General features: G+C 63.9%; 16 protein-coding genes. 8 read left to right on the forward strand and 8 right to left on the reverse strand.

Annotation, left to right across the window (positions count from 1 at the left end; all coding sequences use genetic code 11):
* Positions 1-38: 38 nt before the first annotated feature.
* Positions 39-494 (forward strand): iron-sulfur cluster assembly scaffold protein, encoded by a 456-nt coding sequence (locus tag BRA1417_RS0128380; protein ID WP_027518679.1) that lies wholly within the window; start codon positions 39-41, stop codon positions 492-494.
* Between the two features lie 58 nt (positions 495-552).
* Here BRA1417_RS0128380 and BRA1417_RS0128385 read toward each other — a convergent pair whose 3' ends face one another.
* Entirely contained in the window at positions 553-1,452 is a 900-nt protein-coding gene (locus tag BRA1417_RS0128385; RefSeq protein WP_027518680.1) for a hypothetical protein, read from the reverse strand.
* A 253-nt stretch (positions 1,453-1,705) separates the two neighbouring features.
* Here BRA1417_RS0128385 and yidD point away from each other — a divergent pair, with 253 nt between their 5' ends.
* Positions 1,706-2,044 carry a membrane protein insertion efficiency factor YidD gene (gene yidD / locus BRA1417_RS0128390; RefSeq protein ID WP_027518681.1) on the forward strand — a complete coding sequence of 113 codons (339 nt, stop codon included), beginning with the start codon at positions 1,706-1,708 and terminating at the stop codon, positions 2,042-2,044.
* A gap of 91 nt (positions 2,045-2,135) precedes the next feature.
* A complete protein-coding gene (locus BRA1417_RS0128395) occupies positions 2,136-2,348 on the forward strand; it encodes a hypothetical protein (RefSeq protein WP_027518682.1) in 213 nt (70 codons plus the stop codon).
* On the opposite strand, the gene BRA1417_RS0128400 is transcribed toward BRA1417_RS0128395, so the two are convergent.
* Together BRA1417_RS0128400 and BRA1417_RS0128405 are read right to left on the reverse strand one after the other, a co-directional pair.
* Positions 2,349-3,563: a hypothetical protein gene (locus tag BRA1417_RS0128400; protein WP_027518683.1), complete on the reverse strand. Its 1,215-nt coding sequence runs from the start codon at positions 3,561-3,563 to the stop codon at positions 2,349-2,351.
* 14 nt (positions 3,564-3,577) lie between these two features.
* Positions 3,578-4,933, reverse strand: coding sequence for an APC family permease (locus tag BRA1417_RS0128405; RefSeq protein WP_027518684.1), 1,356 nt, complete (start codon positions 4,931-4,933; stop codon positions 3,578-3,580).
* 328 nt (positions 4,934-5,261) lie between these two features.
* Here BRA1417_RS0128405 and BRA1417_RS0128410 point away from each other — a divergent pair, with 328 nt between their 5' ends.
* Complete coding sequence (locus tag BRA1417_RS0128410) at positions 5,262-6,602, forward strand: alpha/beta hydrolase (RefSeq protein WP_027518685.1); 1,341 nt, start codon at positions 5,262-5,264, stop codon at positions 6,600-6,602.
* A 33-nt stretch (positions 6,603-6,635) separates the two neighbouring features.
* Here the strand turns inward: BRA1417_RS0128410 and BRA1417_RS0128415 are convergent, their stop codons facing one another.
* Together BRA1417_RS0128415 and BRA1417_RS0128420 are read right to left on the reverse strand one after the other, a co-directional pair.
* Complete coding sequence (locus BRA1417_RS0128415; RefSeq protein ID WP_027518686.1) at positions 6,636-7,037, reverse strand: hypothetical protein; 402 nt, start codon at positions 7,035-7,037, stop codon at positions 6,636-6,638.
* A gap of 92 nt (positions 7,038-7,129) precedes the next feature.
* A complete protein-coding gene (locus BRA1417_RS0128420) occupies positions 7,130-8,302 on the reverse strand; it encodes an MFS transporter (protein ID WP_027518687.1) in 1,173 nt (390 codons plus the stop codon).
* A 186-nt stretch (positions 8,303-8,488) separates the two neighbouring features.
* Here BRA1417_RS0128420 and thrS point away from each other — a divergent pair, with 186 nt between their 5' ends.
* Positions 8,489-10,582 carry a threonine--tRNA ligase gene (gene thrS / locus BRA1417_RS0128425; protein ID WP_027518688.1) on the forward strand — a complete coding sequence of 698 codons (2,094 nt, stop codon included), beginning with the start codon at positions 8,489-8,491 and terminating at the stop codon, positions 10,580-10,582.
* Between the two features lie 6 nt (positions 10,583-10,588).
* On the opposite strand, the gene BRA1417_RS0128430 is transcribed toward thrS, so the two are convergent.
* The gene (locus BRA1417_RS0128430; RefSeq protein ID WP_027518689.1) at positions 10,589-10,960 is read right to left on the reverse strand and encodes a type II toxin-antitoxin system HigA family antitoxin; all 372 of its coding nucleotides are present in this window, start codon (positions 10,958-10,960) and stop codon (positions 10,589-10,591) included.
* 10 nt (positions 10,961-10,970) lie between these two features.
* The gene (locus BRA1417_RS0128435) at positions 10,971-11,273 is read right to left on the reverse strand and encodes a type II toxin-antitoxin system HigB family toxin (protein WP_027518690.1); all 303 of its coding nucleotides are present in this window, start codon (positions 11,271-11,273) and stop codon (positions 10,971-10,973) included.
* 148 nt (positions 11,274-11,421) lie between these two features.
* Between BRA1417_RS0128435 and BRA1417_RS0128440 the strand changes: the two genes are divergently transcribed.
* Entirely contained in the window at positions 11,422-11,985 is a 564-nt protein-coding gene (locus BRA1417_RS0128440; protein WP_027518691.1) for a nitroreductase, read from the forward strand.
* A gap of 63 nt (positions 11,986-12,048) precedes the next feature.
* Positions 12,049-13,317 (forward strand): serine hydrolase, encoded by a 1,269-nt coding sequence (locus BRA1417_RS0128445; protein ID WP_027518692.1) that lies wholly within the window; start codon positions 12,049-12,051, stop codon positions 13,315-13,317.
* Between the two features lie 886 nt (positions 13,318-14,203).
* Here BRA1417_RS0128445 and BRA1417_RS0128455 read toward each other — a convergent pair.
* Entirely contained in the window at positions 14,204-15,055 is an 852-nt protein-coding gene (locus BRA1417_RS0128455) for a LysR family transcriptional regulator (RefSeq protein ID WP_027518693.1), read from the reverse strand.
* A 104-nt stretch (positions 15,056-15,159) separates the two neighbouring features.
* Between BRA1417_RS0128455 and BRA1417_RS0128460 the strand changes: the two genes are divergently transcribed.
* Complete coding sequence (locus tag BRA1417_RS0128460) at positions 15,160-16,152, forward strand: zinc-dependent alcohol dehydrogenase family protein (protein ID WP_027518694.1); 993 nt, start codon at positions 15,160-15,162, stop codon at positions 16,150-16,152.

A 16,152-nucleotide genomic window follows, 5' to 3' on the forward strand; every position in this document is an offset into this window, starting at 1 on the left:
CGGCGCACGCCAAGGCCGATCCTGCTGGACTCCATCACATGCTGAACGACATTTATAACAAGCGGATCATCGAACTGGCCGGGAATATTCCGCGGCTCGGACGGCTGTCGAATCCCGATGCCACCGCCACCGCCCACTCCAAGCTGTGCGGCTCGACCGTCAAGATCGACCTCAAGATGGAGGGCGACAAGGTCACCGACTTCGCCCATGACGTGAAGGCCTGCGCGCTGGGACAGGCTTCTTCATCCATCATGGCAAGTCAGATCGTCGGATCGACTGCGAGCGAACTCCGTGAGTTACGCGAAACTGTTCGCAAGATGCTGAAGGAGAACGGCGCGCCTCCTGAAGGCAAATGGGCAGAGATCAAGTTCCTCGAGCCGGTCCGCGACTACAAGGCGCGCCACGCCTCGACGCTCCTGACCTTCGATGCCGTGGTCGATGCCATTGGCCAGATTGAGGCGAAGGCGAAGCAGCCGGCTGCGGCGCAAGGCTGAGTCCGGAAGCCGATCCGGGCTCGTCGGTGGGCCCGGGAAATGAAACAGAAATTCGAGGCTACTTCTGCGCCGCCGCAACCGGCGTGGCGACGCCGCCCGTCGGCACCAGAGCTTCCGCCGTCTTGGTCGACTTGGCGGGCTGCTCCGGTTCCGCACCGAACCTTGCCTGGGTCTTCGGTGCAAGCTCCGCCATTGCCGGCGCGGAGATGTCGACATGCGGCAGCACGTCGGCCACGAGATCCGTCGTCACAAGATTGGTGAGCTTGAGCTCGCCTGCATCGAGTTCGTGCAAATCTTCCCAGGGCGGGACGCTGAGCGCGAGCGACAGCAGGTCGCCGGCACCGCCCATGTCGAACGTGTATTTGGCGAGCCGGCCGATGTCGCGCTCCACGATCATCAGGTCCTGCGCGCTGTAGCTCGCGGCCTTGGCATCGTCGGCGCGATCGCCCATCCAGATCTGGTGAACCCGGACATGGGCCGCTTCCGGCACGTAGCGCTTCTTTCCGGCCAGCAACAGGAACACGCACATGGATTCGCAATAGGCCTCCGGAGCGACCGCCGGACGGACCGACTGCCCGCCGCGGTTCTGAAGGCTGATGCCGACCGTGGTCAGAAGTCCGAGATTGCGGAAGCGCCGGCCGAGCGTGATCGCGTCGTTGACCGAACCGCCGCTGGAATCGAGCACCACGGTCGCGCCGCCGAGCTGGCGTCCACGGGAAAATTCCTCGAAATCCCTGGGCGTATCGGCGGTGATGATGCCGACCGCACTGACCCACCCGCGGCAATTCGGCTCGCAGGCGACCCAGCCGAACTTCATCGGCAGCTTGCGCTCTTCAAGGGCAACACCGGCCCGGGCCGACGACCCGAGCGTCGCGACGGCGCCAGCCAGCACGACTCCACAAGCAGCGGTTCCCACCAGCAACCAGCCGCGAAGTTTGAGCGCCTTCAGAAGTTTCAAACTGGTCCCTTCCCCAAGTCCCAAGCTTTAGCCCGAGCCTTACGGCGAGCCGACTCAGCCAAGCCCCGTTCCGACGTTCCAATGAGTCTCACATGAACGTCACAAAAATGGTATCCGGGGGAATACAGCTCGTCCATAGGCACTTGCTGCACTGCTCCCAAAAAGCACGCAAAATATGACGTACAAACAACAGCTTACAGTTCCCTGCGCCGGAACCGCGCAGAACCTCGCCCACGATCTCAGCAAAGCGCCCATGAAGCAATCAGCCTGCGAGCACTGCTCCAACCCCGTCGCGGGCGCGCGCCGGCTTCCACGCAGATTCGGCCGCGCGCTGATCTGGCTCTACCGCCACACGCTCTCGCCGCTGGTTGGCTACAATTGCCGGCACCTGCCGACCTGCTCGGTCTATGGCGACGAGGCGATCGAAAGATTCGGGCTGTGGGCCGGCGGCTGGATGACGCTCGCGCGCCTGCTCCGCTGCAACCCGTTCGGCACCTCGGGGATCGACAACGTGCCCCTCACCACACCGCAAGCTTCGCGCTGGTATCTGCCTTGGCGCTACGGCCGTTGGCGCGGCGTCAACGCATCCTGAGAATGATGCGGCGCCTCACCCGTCGCTACCTTGAGTGGAACCGAAACTCTCCCCTCGCGTTGATGTGATGCTCCCGCGGGAGGAAACAACAATGCGCTGGAAAATCAGCCCCCATTTTCATTTCAGGTCTGGACCGGATTCCCGGGGTGGTTCGAGAGGCCACGATCCCAGAACCCTCGACATGCTCGCCATCATCGCCCTGCTGGTACTCGTGGTCGGCTCCGGCTGGTATTTGGCGACGAGTCTTGCCACGCCGCCTAGCACGACGGCGTTCATCGTGCCGAGCCAGAGCGTGCACTGGTAATCAGCGGGACCAGAAAAAGCGTCCGGGTGGCGGCGGGACCGGCTCGGGCGGACGTGGCCGCTTCGGACGCGGCGGTTTGGGCGGCGGCTCGGCGGACGAGGTGGTCTCCGCGCCCGGCGCCGGCTCGCTTCCCGGCACCTTCACCGCCAGCAGCAAGTTCGACTCGTGCATCCGCCAACGGTAACCGACGCCGAAGTCGATCGGCTGGGCGCGCGTGAACAGCGTGGCGTAGCGTTCCTGGTAGCGGCCGGGAAATTCGCCGATCGGTCCGAGATAGCGGCCGAACGGGAAGAACCGCCATTGCCGCGAATTGTAGCTCGAAAGCGGAATGCCGGAATCGTCCTGGACGATGGTCGCGCTGTTAGCCAGCAACCAATCGCGCGCGACGGTGAAGTTGCCGGAGTGCAGCAGATAGGACGCACTCTTGATCAGGCTGTTGCCGGGGCCGAGCGTCTCGCAGAATTTCAGGAACCCTGCCGCACGTGCACCCGAATTGGAGAGATCGGTCGCGAAATAGTACAGCGTGCGCGCCTCGCCGTCGGGACCTGCAAAGGTGATGCGGGCGCCGCGCGTCGCATTCGGTCCTGGATTGTCGTTGCCGACATGCATCCCGCCCTTGTCGTCGAGTGCGACCATCTCAACATTGCGGATGGTCTTGCCGGAGCGGACGAGAAAGACATAGAGGATCGGCAATGTGCCGTTGACCTGGTTGGTGTGCAGGTCGACCTTCATTTGCTTGGTGATGAAGAAGGAAAAACTCAGGATCGAGCCGAGCGAGCGCTCGACATTGTAGAGCGCGGCGCCGACCGAGCCGCGCGGCAAGCGCGTCAGGTCAGCCACCGCACCGACCGGCTCCAGCGCGCCGAGCACGTACGTGCTGGCCTTGGGATAGAAGGCGTTGGCATAGAGGAAGTCGGGACCGCTGAACAAATAAAACATGGTCGGCCTGGGCGCCGCCAGATTGACGTCGGCCCAGTTGCGGATCTTCGAGAGCTGCCGCTGCTCGAGCTGAGCGAAGGCGCCGTCGAAGAACTTTGCGTGGCGCTGCCAAGCCGGGTCCTTTGTGAGCGGCACCAGCGGCGAATCCGCCGAAGGCTGCATGCCCGCGAGGAAGCGCGCGGTGTCGTCGAAGGTTGCCTCGGCGGCACGTGCGAACGAGACGGCCGCAGCCAGCAAGGCGAGAGCGACGGCCGCAATTCTCATGGGTCGAGACATGTCTATTCGCAATGTCATGAAGTGCCAGCGGCGACCGGCCGCCTGCGGAAAACAGCGTAAATCAACAGGCCCGAGAGCATGACGAACATCCCCGACAGCGATTGCACGGGCCGCTCGGTCAACAAATAGTACATCATGAAGGCGGTCACGAGCAGGAAAACGAGCGGCGTGAACGGGTATCCCCAGGCACGATAGGGCCGCGGCAAATCGGGATCCGTGATGCGCAGCTTGATGACGCCGGCGACCGTGAAGAACGAGCAGAACAGCAGCGCGAACTGGATGAAGTCGAGCACGGCCTCGAAGCTGCGCGTGAACAGCAGCAGATTGGCGACGGCGAGCTGAAACAGGATGGCATAGGCGGGCGCGCCGCGGACCGATCTCCGCGAGAACACGCGCAGCGCCGGAATATCCTCCCCCATCGTCATCATCACGCGCGGGCCGATCCACATCATCGCGCTGATCGAGGAGATCAGGCCGAAACAGATCATCGCGCCGACGATCCGCCCGCCGAGATTGCCGAAGATCGCGCTGCCGGCGACGCTGGCGACGTCGAGCTGACCCGCAAGCGCGCCGACCGGCGTCGAATGGAGAAACACCGCATTCAGCGCGACGTACAGCACGAGTACGATCAGCGTGCCCGCGAGCAGCGCGCGCGGCAGGTCCCGCTGCGGCATGTTCATCTCGCCGATGATGTAGGTCGCGGCATTCCAGCCCGAGAACGAATACATCACGAAGACGAGCCCGATCGCGAAAGGCGCGCTGACGATATGCGCGAGATCGCCCGCCTGCGGCGTGAAGGCGATCGGCTGCGGCACGCCGACGATGAAGCCGGCAACCAGGAAGGCAACGATCAGCACGACCTTCAGGATGGTCGAGATCAACTGGAAGGTCGAGGAGTGCCTGACGCCGGTCAATTGCACGAGCGAGACCAGCCACACCACGGCGATGGCAAGCGGGATCGGCGGCACACCGGGGATGACCGATTTGGCGTATTCGCCGAAGGCCATCGCGGCGAGCGCGACGGGTGCTGCAAATCCAACCGTTGCCGACACCCAGCCGGCGAGAAAGCCGAAGGCGGGGTGATAGGCACGGCCGAGAAAATTGTATTCGCCGCTCGAGCGCGGAAACATCGCGCCGAGCTCGCTGTAGGAGAATACCCCGCATAGCGCGACGATGCCGCCGACGGTCCACAGCAGGAGGATCGAGAAGCCCGAGGGGATGTCCTTGACCTGGAAGCCGAGGCTGGTGAAGACGCCGACCCCGATCATGTCGGCCACGACGATGGCGGTTGCGACCAGAACGGAGACCCCCGACCCGCTTCCGGTCAGCCGGCCGGTCCAGGGTGCAGTACCCGCATCTGATGCCGTCATGGCCGTCCTCAACCTCAGGCGTCACGCCTCGTGGGAAGCATCGTGCAGCTCGGTCCAGTCAATTCAAGCAGGGTTAACAAGGGTTAAATGAGGCGGGGCCACTTCGGTACTCTGCACCATTAATCCATGATCCGGGCAATAAAGCTTCGTAAACACCGGGACATCCCGCTCCCGTCCCCCACAATCAGGACACGATTGCGTGGTCCCTTTGAGCGTTCCGGATGTGGGGAAGTTTCTCCGGACACTTAACGTCGCCTAAACGCCCATCGGCTCAATTGCCTTAATGATTGCCGATGGACTTGTGGTCATGACTTGGGGTCATGGGTGAATGGTCGGGGCCGTTCCGAAACCGAGAGCTTACATCCGCGCCGACCGGACCACGTCCGGCGCGCGCGGTCGTGCGCTTCGGACCGCTCTGATCTCAGTCTTGGTGCCGTTGCCGCTGACCCTGGTTCAATGCGGCAAGGCGCCCAATCCGGCAGCGCTCGCGGCGAACTCGCAGGCCAACGTCCAAGGCAACGCCCAACCCAACGTCCAGGTCGTTGCGAAAACAAACCAGCTAGCAAGCAGCGACACGTTCGAGGATCGCTTCCCGGCTCCCCAGTTCAGGGAGCGCTTCCCATCCGCGAGCGAGGGTTTTCTGCAACGGCAGATGTCGGACTTCTCGCCCAAGCACGCGGTGCAGCAGCAGCCGGAGCAGGCGCCCTACAAGGTCGCTTCGCTCGCGCCGCAGGCCCCCTACCAGCGTCCGCCGCGCGAGGATCTGACGACGCTCGTCAGCATGAAGTCGTCAGCCTTCCCTTATTTCGGCAACAACCCCGCCTCCGACGCGCCGTTCCTCAACATCTCCAAGGGCGACCGCCGCGGCCACCGCAGCTATTCCGGGCGCGTCTTCTGGCAGGACGAGACTTACAACGATAATCGCGTCCTGATGCACGTGCCCGAACATTTCGACGTGCGGAAGCCAGGCGTGATCGTGGTGTTCTTCCACGGCAATGGCGCGACACTCGAGCGCGATGTGCGCGACCGCCAGCTGGTACCGCAACAGATCACCGATTCCGGCGCCAATGCCATCCTGCTCGCACCGCAGATGGCGGTCGATGCCGCCGATTCCAGCGCAGGAAAATTCTGGCAGGCCGGCGGCCTCAAGCGCTTCATCGACGAGTCGGCGAACCATCTCGCTCGCCTCACCGGCGATCCCAACAGCGCCCGCGCCTTCGCCAACATGCCGATCGTGATCGTCGGCTACAGCGGCGGCTTCCTGCCGACGGCCTGGAGTCTCGAGGTCGGCGGCATCAGCGACCGCGTCCGCGGCGTCGTGCTGCTCGACGCCGTCTATGGCGAGATGGACAAGTTCGCCTCATGGATCGAGAGCCACCGCTCCGGCTTCTTCGTCAGCTCCTACACCCACTACACCGCGCGGCGCGACCGCGAACTGATGAGCACGCTGCGGCAGAAGGGCATCACCGTCACCGAAGACATGGACGGCCCCTTACGTCCGGGCAGCGTGGTGTTCGTCGAAACCGGGGACGGCATCAGCCATCGTGACTATGTGACGAGAGCGTGGACGCGGGACCCGCTCAAGGACGTCCTGGTGAAGATGTCGGCGACGCCGGCACTGGCGCTGACGCGCGTCGCAGCTACCGCGTCATCCGCATCGAGTCGCTGATTGGACGTGACTCGCTGAGCGTACGTCTGTCGCTCAGCTCTTTGGCAGCTTCGGAATGCTCTCGGCAAAGCCGTTGAAGCAGGCCAGCCGCTCGTCCTCTTCCTTGAAGAAACGGCAATCGGCGTACCCCTTGGCCTTCGGCGCCTTCGGCTTCGGGGCCGGGGGAATCACGGCGTCGTAGCAATTGAGCCGGTCCTTGGTGCCGTCGTCTAGATCGAGGCAGGCCTGGAGCCGCGCTGCGATGGATTGCGGCTTGCCCTTCGGCGCCGCAGCCGGCTTGGCCGCAGCCTCCTTGGTCCCTGCCTTGGTGCCCGCCTTGGTCCCTTTGGGCTTGACCTGCACCAACGGCTTGTCCCCGATCATTGGTGGCTTGTCGGCTTGCGCGAAAGCGGAAGCTGAATAGAGCACCGCGGCAACCGCCAGAATCATCCTCATCTCAGTCAACCCTCTTTGGTCCCCATGACCGGCCTTCTAGCCTCCCGGCGCGCGGTTTGCCAAGCACCTTGCGCACACGGACACGCTTCCGCTCAGGCCGGGGCGGCAGTTGCCGGCCGGGGCCGGGTCAGGACCACCAGGATCAGCGCCAGCACGACGAAGCCGACCGCGACGAAGCCGAGCGTATGCAGGAGCTCGCGGGCGAACAGCAGTCCGCCGACGGCAGAGCCGACGGCCTGGCCGATATAGAGGACGGAGGTGTTGAGTGCGACCGTCGCCGATGCCAGCGACGGTGCGGCCGAGACCAGCCGCACCTGCTGCATCGAATTGGTCGAGGCAAAGCCGAGGCCCCAGATCGCGACCGCACCCGCCATCAACGCGAGCGTGCCGGCGCCGAGCGCCCAGCCGGTGATTCCCGCAAGCAGCAGCCAGGTGAACAGCAGCGAGGTGCGATAGGGTCCCGAGGTGTCGACGATGCGGGTCGCGATGACAACGCCGAGGAAGCCGCAAACGCCATAGAGAGCAAACACCATGCCGATCGCATCGGGCCCTGCGCCGGTCAGCTTGTTGAGCAACGGCCCCATGAAGGTGAACACTACGAACTGCCCGGACATCTGCAACATCGTGATCGCAAGCAGCAGCAGGATCGTTCTGTTGCGACCGACCGCGCTCCAGGTCTTCAGGTCCACCGGCGTCCCCTTCAGGCCCGCCGGCAGTCGCATCAGCAACAGCAGGAAGCTGACGCAGCCGAGTGCGCCGATCCCGCCATAGGCCGCGCGCCAGCCATAGCGGCTGGCGATAAACGTGATCAGCGGCAGGCCGACGGCGGCAGCGAGCGACCAGCCGAGAAAGATGTAGGCAATCGTACTGCCGCGACGCTCCACCGGCACGATCAACGCCGCCGTACCGGCGGCCTGCGGCGTGTAGAGCGCGCCGACCGCGAGCATCACCAGGCGGATGACGAGGAGGCTTGCATAGTCGGGCGCAAAGGCCGAGGCCAGATTGCCAAAAGCGAGCACCGCCAGCGTCGTGGCGAGCAGCATCCGGCGCTCGATCCGGCTGGTGAGCCAGGCCGTCAGCGGCGAGCCGATGCACAGGATGATGGCGCCGAAGGTGATCAGGAGCCCGGCTGCGCGGATGCTGACGTCGAGCCCCGTGGCCAATTCCGGCAGCATGCCGGCCGGTGCCAAGACCGAGCAGCCGGTGACGAGATTGCCGAGCATCAGGGCGGTTGGCGCGAAACGGCCGGCGCGTGCATTTTCCATGCAAACGCATGTAGAGCCGCCTTGCGACCAGTTAAAGAGCGTTGCCCGGAATAGTTCGTGCCGCGCCCCCGCTTTGGCGCGCCGGTTTCTTGGAAATGCCGGATTGCGCAGGCCGAATCGCCTGATATATCGCTCGTTCCCGCTTACCTGCGCTCGTTCGCAGGAGTGAGCCTCAGGAGACACGCCATGACCGACCAGCCCAACGACCAATCCAAGGACCAGTCCAAGGACCAATCCAAGTCCGAACAGCCCAAATCCGAATCCGGCTTCCAGTACAGCCTCAGCAATTTGAGACCCGTGACCCCACCGGAAAAAATCACCCTCACCTTCCCGGACGGCGCCCGGCGCGAATACGCCAAGAGCATCACCGGCCTCGAACTCGCCAAAGGCATTTCGCCGTCACTGGCCAAGCGCACGGTCGCGATGGCGCTCGACGGCGTGGTCACCGATCTCAACGATCCCATCGAAGCGGATGCGAAGATCAAGCTGGTCACCCGCGACGAGCCGGAAGCGCTGGAATTGATCCGTCACGATTGCGCCCACGTGCTCGCCGAAGCCGTGCAAACGCTGTGGCCGGGCACGCAGGTCACCATTGGCCCCGTGATCGAGAACGGCTTCTATTACGATTTCTTCCGCAACGAGCCGTTCACGCCGGAAGACTTCGCCGCGATCGAGAAAAAGATGCGCGAGCTCATCGCGCGCGACAAGCCTTTCACGAAGGAGGTTTGGGATCGCGAAAAGACAAAACAGGTGTTCCGCGACAAGGGCGAGGCGTTCAAGGTCGAACTGGTCGACACCATTCCCGGCAACGAGCCGATCAAGATCTATTACCAGGGCGACTGGTTCGATCTCTGCCGCGGCCCGCACATGACCTCGACCGGCAAGGTCGGCAACGCCTTCAAGCTGATGAAGGTGGCCGGCGCCTATTGGCGCGGCGACAGCAACAACCCGATGCTGACCCGCATCTACGGCACGGCATTCGCCAAGCAGGAGGACCTCGACGCTTATCTGAAGCAGATCGAGGAAGCGGAAAAGCGCGACCATCGCAAGCTCGGGCGCGAGCTCGACCTCTTCCACTTCCAGGAGGAAGGTCCGGGCGTCGTGTTCTGGCACGCCAAGGGCTGGACCATCTTCCAGCAGCTGATCGCTTATATGCGCCGGCGCCTGGCCGGTGACTACAGCGAGGTCAACGCCCCGCAGATCCTCGACAAGTCGCTGTGGGAGACCTCCGGCCATTGGGGTTGGTATCGCGAGAACATGTTCGCGGCGCAGTCGGCCGGCGAGGAGGCCGAGGACAAGCGCTGGTTCGCGCTGAAGCCGATGAACTGCCCGGGCCACGTGCAGATCTTCAAGCATGGCCTGAAGAGCTACCGCGACCTACCGCTGCGGCTTGCCGAGTTCGGCGTGGTGCACCGCTACGAACCATCAGGCGCGATGCATGGATTGATGCGCGTGCGCGGCTTCACCCAGGACGACGCGCACATCTTCTGCATGGAGGATCAGCTCGCCGACGAGTGCCTGAAGATCAACGAGCTGATCCTGTCGACCTACGCCGATTTCGGCTTCACCGGCGATCTCACCGTGAAGCTGTCGACCCGGCCGGAGAAACGCGTCGGCACCGACGCGATGTGGGATCACGCCGAGCGGGTGATGGCGACGGTGCTGCGCGAGATCCAGTCGCAGAACAATCACATCAAGACCGAGATCAATCCGGGCGAAGGCGCCTTCTATGGGCCGAAGTTCGAATATGTGCTGCGCGACGCCATTGGCCGCGACTGGCAGTGCGGCACCACGCAGGTCGACTTCAACCTCCCGGAACGGTTCGGTGCGTTCTACATCGACCACGACAGCGGCAAGAAGCCGCCGGTCATGGTGCACCGGGCGATCTGCGGTTCGATGGAGCGCTTCATCGGCATTCTGATCGAGCACTATGCCGGCAACTTCCCGCTGTGGCTGTCGCCGGTGCAGGTGGTGGTCACCACCATCACGTCGGAAGCCGACGAGTATGCCAAGCAGGTGCTGGAGCAGGTCCGGCGTGCGGGACTTCGAGCCGAGATCGACCTGCGCAACGAAAAGATCAACTACAAGGTCCGCGAACATTCGTTGGCCAAGATTCCGGCTCTGCTCGTGGTCGGCAAGAAAGAGGCCGAGACGCAGTCGGTCTCGATCCGCCGGCTCGGCAGCGACGGTCAGCAAGTGACGACGACGGTGGAGGCCATAGCCGCCCTCGTCGACGAGGCGACCCCGCCAGATGTGAAGCGGGCGCGTGACGCGGCCTGACGGCGTTCAGGCGGCTCGGTCTTGACGGATTTTGATGAGGGACTCGGCGGGAATGCCGAGGCCCTCATGCAGCCGTCTGATCATGCTGAGCGTCAATTCGCGCCGGCCGTTGAGCACTTCGTGGACCCGGTTCCGGCTGCCGATAAATGGAATCAAGTCCTTCGGCTGCAAGCCACTCTGCTCCATGTGATACTTGATCGCCTCCACGGGGTCCGGAAGGTCCAGGCGATAGTGCCTCCGCTCCCACGCCTCCACCAGCGTCACGAGTACATCGAGTCGATCGCCTTCGGGCGAGTTGCGCCGTGCGCTCATCAATGTCTCGATCTCCTTGAGAACGCGGCGATAGTCCCGGTTGGATTTGATTGGCGCGATTTCCATCATCGACCTTCTAAACGGTTTGCGCATCGATCACGTCGTATTGCCGATGCGTCCCGACAAAGCGGATATAGACCACACGGTATGGATAATTGATCCAGACCACGACGCGATATTTATTGCCGGCGACATTAAAGACAGCCCGGCCCTCCCGGAGGATGCTGGCACTGCGAACGTCTCTTTTGACATCTGCGGGCTTTGCCCAGTCAGCCTGCTTCACCTGCCGGAACCAGGCCATCAGCGGCTCGCGGGCATCGGAAACATCGCCGCTCCGGCTGAGAAACGTCTTGACCGTGCTCAGCGCTATGATCCTCATTCAACCCATCTTAGCATAGTCCCAAGCTGGGACCACAACAACTTTCCGACGCGCGCAGGACCTGTCCTCACAATCCCTCTAAAATGCCTTCCAATCGTCCTCGGCCGGGCCTATCTCCGACAGGAACAGTAGCCACAAGGAATTCCCCGTGCCCGACGCCATCGAACTCCTGAAGACCCGCCGCTCGGTCAAGCCGCGCGAGATGTCCGGACCCGGCCCCTCCCCCGCCGAGCTCGAGACCATCCTCACCATCGGCGCGCGCGTGCCCGATCATGGCAAGCTCGCGCCCTGGCGCTTCATCATTTTCGAGGGCGATGCGCGCGAGCGCGCCGGCGAGGTGATCGCGAAGGTGTTTGCCCGGAAGAATCCCGGCGCGCCGGCGGCCGATGTCGAGACCGAGCGCAAACGCCTCATGGATGCGCCGCTGGTGATCGGCATCGTCAGCTTCACCAAGCCGCATCCGAAGGTGCCGGCCTTCGAGCAGGAATTGTCGGCCGGGGCCAGCGTCATGAACATCGTCACGGCCGCGACCGCGCTCGGCTACGGCGCCTGCTGGCTGACCGGCTGGTTCTCGTTCGATCGCGACGTGCTGGATGGCCTCGGCCTCAAGCCAGACGAGAAGCTCGCCGGCTTCGTCCATATCGGCAAGCCGACCAAGCCGAGCGAGGACCGTCCGCGACCGGTCCTTTCTGAAATCGTGACGCGATTTTAATCGAAGGCGTGTTGACGCCTTCGACGTCTTGCGGCTTTGATCCCGGCAAGGGAGGAAGCCCGGATGAAGCGTCGTGAATTTCTGGTCGGAGCCGCGCTGCTGGCCGGCACGATGGCGCGAAGCCGCGCCGCCGACATCCCCGCGCCGTCGCCCGACGGGCTCGACCGTATCACCGCGTATTTCGACAACGAGGTGACGAGCGGCCGGCTGCCGGGCGTAGTGGTGCTGGTCCAGCAGCACGGCAAGCCGGTCTATCTGAAGACTTTTGGCGTGCGCGACACCAGGACGGGCCTCGCGATGACGTCCGATACGATCTTCGCCATCCACTCGATGACCAAGCCGATCACGTGCCTTGGCGCGATGATGCTGATCGAGGAGGGCAAGCTTGCACTCACCGACCCCGTGTCGAAATACATTCCCCTCTTTGCCGACACCAAGGTGGGCCTCGAGGTCACCAATCCCGACGGCACGCTGAAGGTGGATCTCGTGGCCCCGGTCCGTCCCGTCAACATCGAGGATCTGCTGCGGCACACTTCGGGTATCAGCTACGACTATATCGGCGGCAAATGGGTCGAGCAGGCCTACAAGGCCGCCAACATCTTCGAAGGTCAATTCGACAACAGGGAGTTCGCCCAACGCATCGCGAGGCTGCCGCTGGCACGGCAGCCGGGAACGCTGTGGCGCTACGGTCATTCCACCGATGTGCTCGGCAGCGTCATCGAGATCATCTCGGGCCAGACGCTGTACGCATTTCTCAAGCAACGCATCTTCGATCCGCTTGGCATGAGCAGCACCAAGTTCGCGCTGGCGACCGAGGACGAGCTCGCGCGGATGGCGCGGCCGCTGCCGAACGACAACATCCTGCTCGCCGCCGAGCGCGAGCGCCTCGACCATCCCGAATGGCAGTCCGGCGGCGGCGGGCTGCTTTCGACCATCACCGACTATCAGCGCTTCGCGCAGATGCTGCTCAATGGCGGCGAGCTCGACGGCAAGCGCTATCTGAGCCCCGCCGCCTTCAAGGCCATGACGACCGATCACGTCGGGCCGGGCTCGGGCGTCGGACGCGATTACTTCTATTTTCCCGGCGACGGCTTCGGCTATGGCTATGGCCTTGCGGTGCGGACCGATCCCGGCAACGCCAAACCGCCGCCGCCGGGCTCGCTCGGCGAGTTGAAATGGGACAGTGGCAGCGGCACCTATTTCGGCGTCGATCCCAAGCTCGACATGGTCTACCTGCTGATGCAGCAGACCCAGAACGAGCGCAGCCGCATCACGCCCGCCTTCAAGGCGCTGGTCTATGACTGTTATCCGTCCGAGTTACGCCGCCCGTAAAGCACGCTCGGCGAAATTGGCGAGCAGTTTTGCGATCTCGGCGGCGGGCACTTCCATGATCCTCGTCATTGCGAGCGCAGCGAAGCAATCCAGAATCTTTCCGCGGCGGCAGACTGGATTGCTTCGCTGCGCTCGCAATGACGGAGTCTATGGGTGGAAGCGTCGCACTTCCATTCGCATTCCGGATCGCACACGCACCTTCGCATCCTCGCGGCTTATTCGCCCGAGCTTTGCTTGGTCGTCTCACCCTCAAAACGAAAGAGGGCGCAGGGAAGACCGGGTGCCGGCTGGCACCCGCGGTCCACTGTGCGAAAGGCAGTAGCGAAATCTGCACAGCGGCATACAGGTGAAGCCCAACATCCGGCCTTCCCTGCGCAGTGGCTTTACGGCTTATGTCGCGCTCTCCCCGGGGAGCGATGCACTATTGCCCCCGTCGCCTTGCGGATGGCTGATGCGCGGGCCCGGTTGGGCCACCACATCACCGCAACGCTTGGCGCACAGACCCCGGGCGCCAGGACCACACGATTTTGCCGTACGCCGATCACACCGGTCGTGTGCGCAACGCTTTCGCTCACGGTTGCCCGCCCTGCGAAGCCGTTCGCGCCGATGTGACTAACGTCCACCGCCGTCCGGCCCGCGTTCGTGACGATCGCGATACGCCCCTCTTTCTTGGGCCGGGTTGCCGCGACACATACGCCGTTTCCGAACTTCGGTAAAGTGGAATTTTTTTGGTGCCGCGTGTTGACCGACCCTTGGGGTGTTTTGCCCGTCGGGCAACGCAAGGTTCTTGCAGCCCGGATGAGCGAAGCGATATCCGGGATTCCTACCACGGGCTGTCCCGGATATCGCTGCGCACACCCTGGCCACGGCAGCGTATCAAGAGCAATCACCCCGCCAATCGCTCGATCACGAGATCGAGCAGCGCGCGCAGGCGGGCGAGGCGCCTGAGATCGCGGTGATAGCCGACATAGGTGTCGCGGCCGGGCGGCGTCGCGCCGATTTCGAGCGCGGCCAGCCGGCGGTCGCGATCGCCGAGTGGACGCGGCAGCACCGCGAGCCCGCCGCCGTTCGCGCAAAGCTCCGCCTGCGCCTGCCTGTTGTTGCTGCGCGAGGCGATTTCCATATTCGGCAGCGTGCGCTTTAGCCACAGGGCATCGGGCATGTCGGCGAATTCGGCATTCATAGTCACGACGCGGACACCGCTTCCGTCGCCGGCGCGTGGCGGCTTGCTGCCTTTCTTGCCGTAGAGTGCGTAGGGAATGTGGAGCAGCTTCCGGGAGATCACTTCAGGCTCGTCGAACGGTTTGATGCGGAAGACGAGATCAGCCTCGCGGCGCGGCAGACTGTAGAGGCGCGCATCGGTCAGAAGCTCGACAGTCAGCTTGGGATGGCGCTTGCCGAACGCGGCAATCAGCGGCGAGAGTATCACCGTTCCGAACCAGTCCGACGACGACAGACGCAGCAAGCCATCGAACTGCGTCTCGGCGCCGGATGCACGCCGCTCCAAGGCGAGCGCCTCCTCTTCAATCCGCTCGGCATGGCGCAGCACAGCTGTGCCCTCGTCGGTCAGCACGAAGCCATCCGCCGTGCGCTGGAACAGCGTTTGCCCGAGCGACTGTTCGAGCGCGCGAAGTCGCCGTCCCATCGTCGGCTGGGTCTGGCCGATCCTGCGCGCGGCCGCACCGAGAGTGCCTTCGCGCGCAATCGCCAGGAAGATGCGCAGATCGCTCCAGTCCACCGGAAGCCTCCTCATACAAAAACGCACGACAATCGTACATTCTCATTCCTTCCCATGCAAAAAATCATGGGCATATTGGAGGCCGACAAAGGAGCAAGACGATCATGACGAGACAATCGACGATGCACGCGGCCGTCCTGCAGACCCACAACGCGCCGCTGCGCCCCTCAACCGTCTCCACGCCCGAGATCGGTCCGCGGGAGGTGCTGGTGCGTATCCGCGCGAGCGGGATCAATCCGCTCGACACCAAGATCCATGCGGGCGCGGCGGCGCATGCGCGCCATCCGCTACCTGCGATTCTCGGGCTGGATCTCGCCGGTGTGATCGAACAGACCGGGCATGACGTCTCGCGGTTCAAGCGGGGCGACGAGGTCTATGGCATGACGGGAGGCGTCGGCGGTGTGCAGGGATCACTGGCCGAATTCGCCGCTGTCGACGCCGACCTGCTGGCGTTGAAGCCTGCCAATCTCAGCATGCGGGAGGCAGCCGCCCTGCCCCTCATCTTCATCACGGCCTGGGAAGGACTGATTGACCGCGCGGCGCTCAAGGCCGGCCAGAAGGTGTTGATCCATGGCGGCGCAGGCGGCGTCGGCCACATCGCGATCCAGATCGCGCGCGCGTTCGGGGCAGAAATGTTCGCGACCGGCTCGGCATCGCAGCGCGCCACCATCGAAGGTTTTGGCGCGACCTTCATCGATCGCGATACCGCCATCGCGACTTATGTTGCAGAGCATACGGGCGGCCGCGGCTTTGACGTCGTCTACGACACCGTTGGCGGCCAGGTACTCGACGCCTCCTTCGAAGCCGTGCGCCGCTTCGGCCATGTCGTGAGCGCGCTCGGATGGGGTTCGCATGCGCTTGCGCCGCTCTCGTTCCGCGCCGCCACCTATTCCGGCGTGTTCACGCTGCTGCCGCTGCTCTCAGGGGAAGGCCGCGCGCATCACGGAGAGATCATGGCAGAGGCCACGCGCCTGGTTGAGGCCGGCAAGCTCTTGCCGATGCTCGATGCCCGGCACTTCACACTGGAGAACGTCGATGACGCCTATGCGCTGATCCGCGATCACGCGACGCAGGGCAAGCTCGTCGTCGAAATCTGA

It is taken from the genome of Bradyrhizobium sp. WSM1417, assembly GCF_000515415.1.
Classification (GTDB): domain Bacteria; phylum Pseudomonadota; class Alphaproteobacteria; order Rhizobiales; family Xanthobacteraceae; genus Bradyrhizobium.

What these genes read in the sequence shown, in the direction of transcription:
- BRA1417_RS0128380 (WP_027518679.1), top strand. Translation starts at nt 39, where the DNA reads ATGCTGAACGACATTTATAACAAGCGGATCATCGAACTGGCCGGGAAT.
- yidD (WP_027518681.1), top strand. Translation starts at nt 1,706, where the DNA reads ATGAAGCAATCAGCCTGCGAGCACTGCTCCAACCCCGTCGCGGGCGCG.
- BRA1417_RS0128395 (WP_027518682.1), top strand. Translation starts at nt 2,136, where the DNA reads ATGCGCTGGAAAATCAGCCCCCATTTTCATTTCAGGTCTGGACCGGAT.
- BRA1417_RS0128400 (WP_027518683.1), bottom strand. Translation starts at nt 3,563, where the DNA reads ATGTCTCGACCCATGAGAATTGCGGCCGTCGCTCTCGCCTTGCTGGCT.
- BRA1417_RS0128405 (WP_027518684.1), bottom strand. Translation starts at nt 4,933, where the DNA reads ATGACGGCATCAGATGCGGGTACTGCACCCTGGACCGGCCGGCTGACC.
- BRA1417_RS0128410 (WP_027518685.1), top strand. Translation starts at nt 5,262, where the DNA reads ATGGTCGGGGCCGTTCCGAAACCGAGAGCTTACATCCGCGCCGACCGG.
- BRA1417_RS0128415 (WP_027518686.1), bottom strand. Translation starts at nt 7,037, where the DNA reads ATGAGGATGATTCTGGCGGTTGCCGCGGTGCTCTATTCAGCTTCCGCT.
- BRA1417_RS0128420 (WP_027518687.1), bottom strand. Translation starts at nt 8,302, where the DNA reads ATGGAAAATGCACGCGCCGGCCGTTTCGCGCCAACCGCCCTGATGCTC.
- thrS (WP_027518688.1), top strand. Translation starts at nt 8,489, where the DNA reads ATGACCGACCAGCCCAACGACCAATCCAAGGACCAGTCCAAGGACCAA.
- BRA1417_RS0128430 (WP_027518689.1), bottom strand. Translation starts at nt 10,960, where the DNA reads ATGGAAATCGCGCCAATCAAATCCAACCGGGACTATCGCCGCGTTCTC.
- BRA1417_RS0128435 (WP_027518690.1), bottom strand. Translation starts at nt 11,273, where the DNA reads ATGAGGATCATAGCGCTGAGCACGGTCAAGACGTTTCTCAGCCGGAGC.
- BRA1417_RS0128445 (WP_027518692.1), top strand. Translation starts at nt 12,049, where the DNA reads ATGAAGCGTCGTGAATTTCTGGTCGGAGCCGCGCTGCTGGCCGGCACG.
- BRA1417_RS0128460 (WP_027518694.1), top strand. Translation starts at nt 15,160, where the DNA reads ATGACGAGACAATCGACGATGCACGCGGCCGTCCTGCAGACCCACAAC.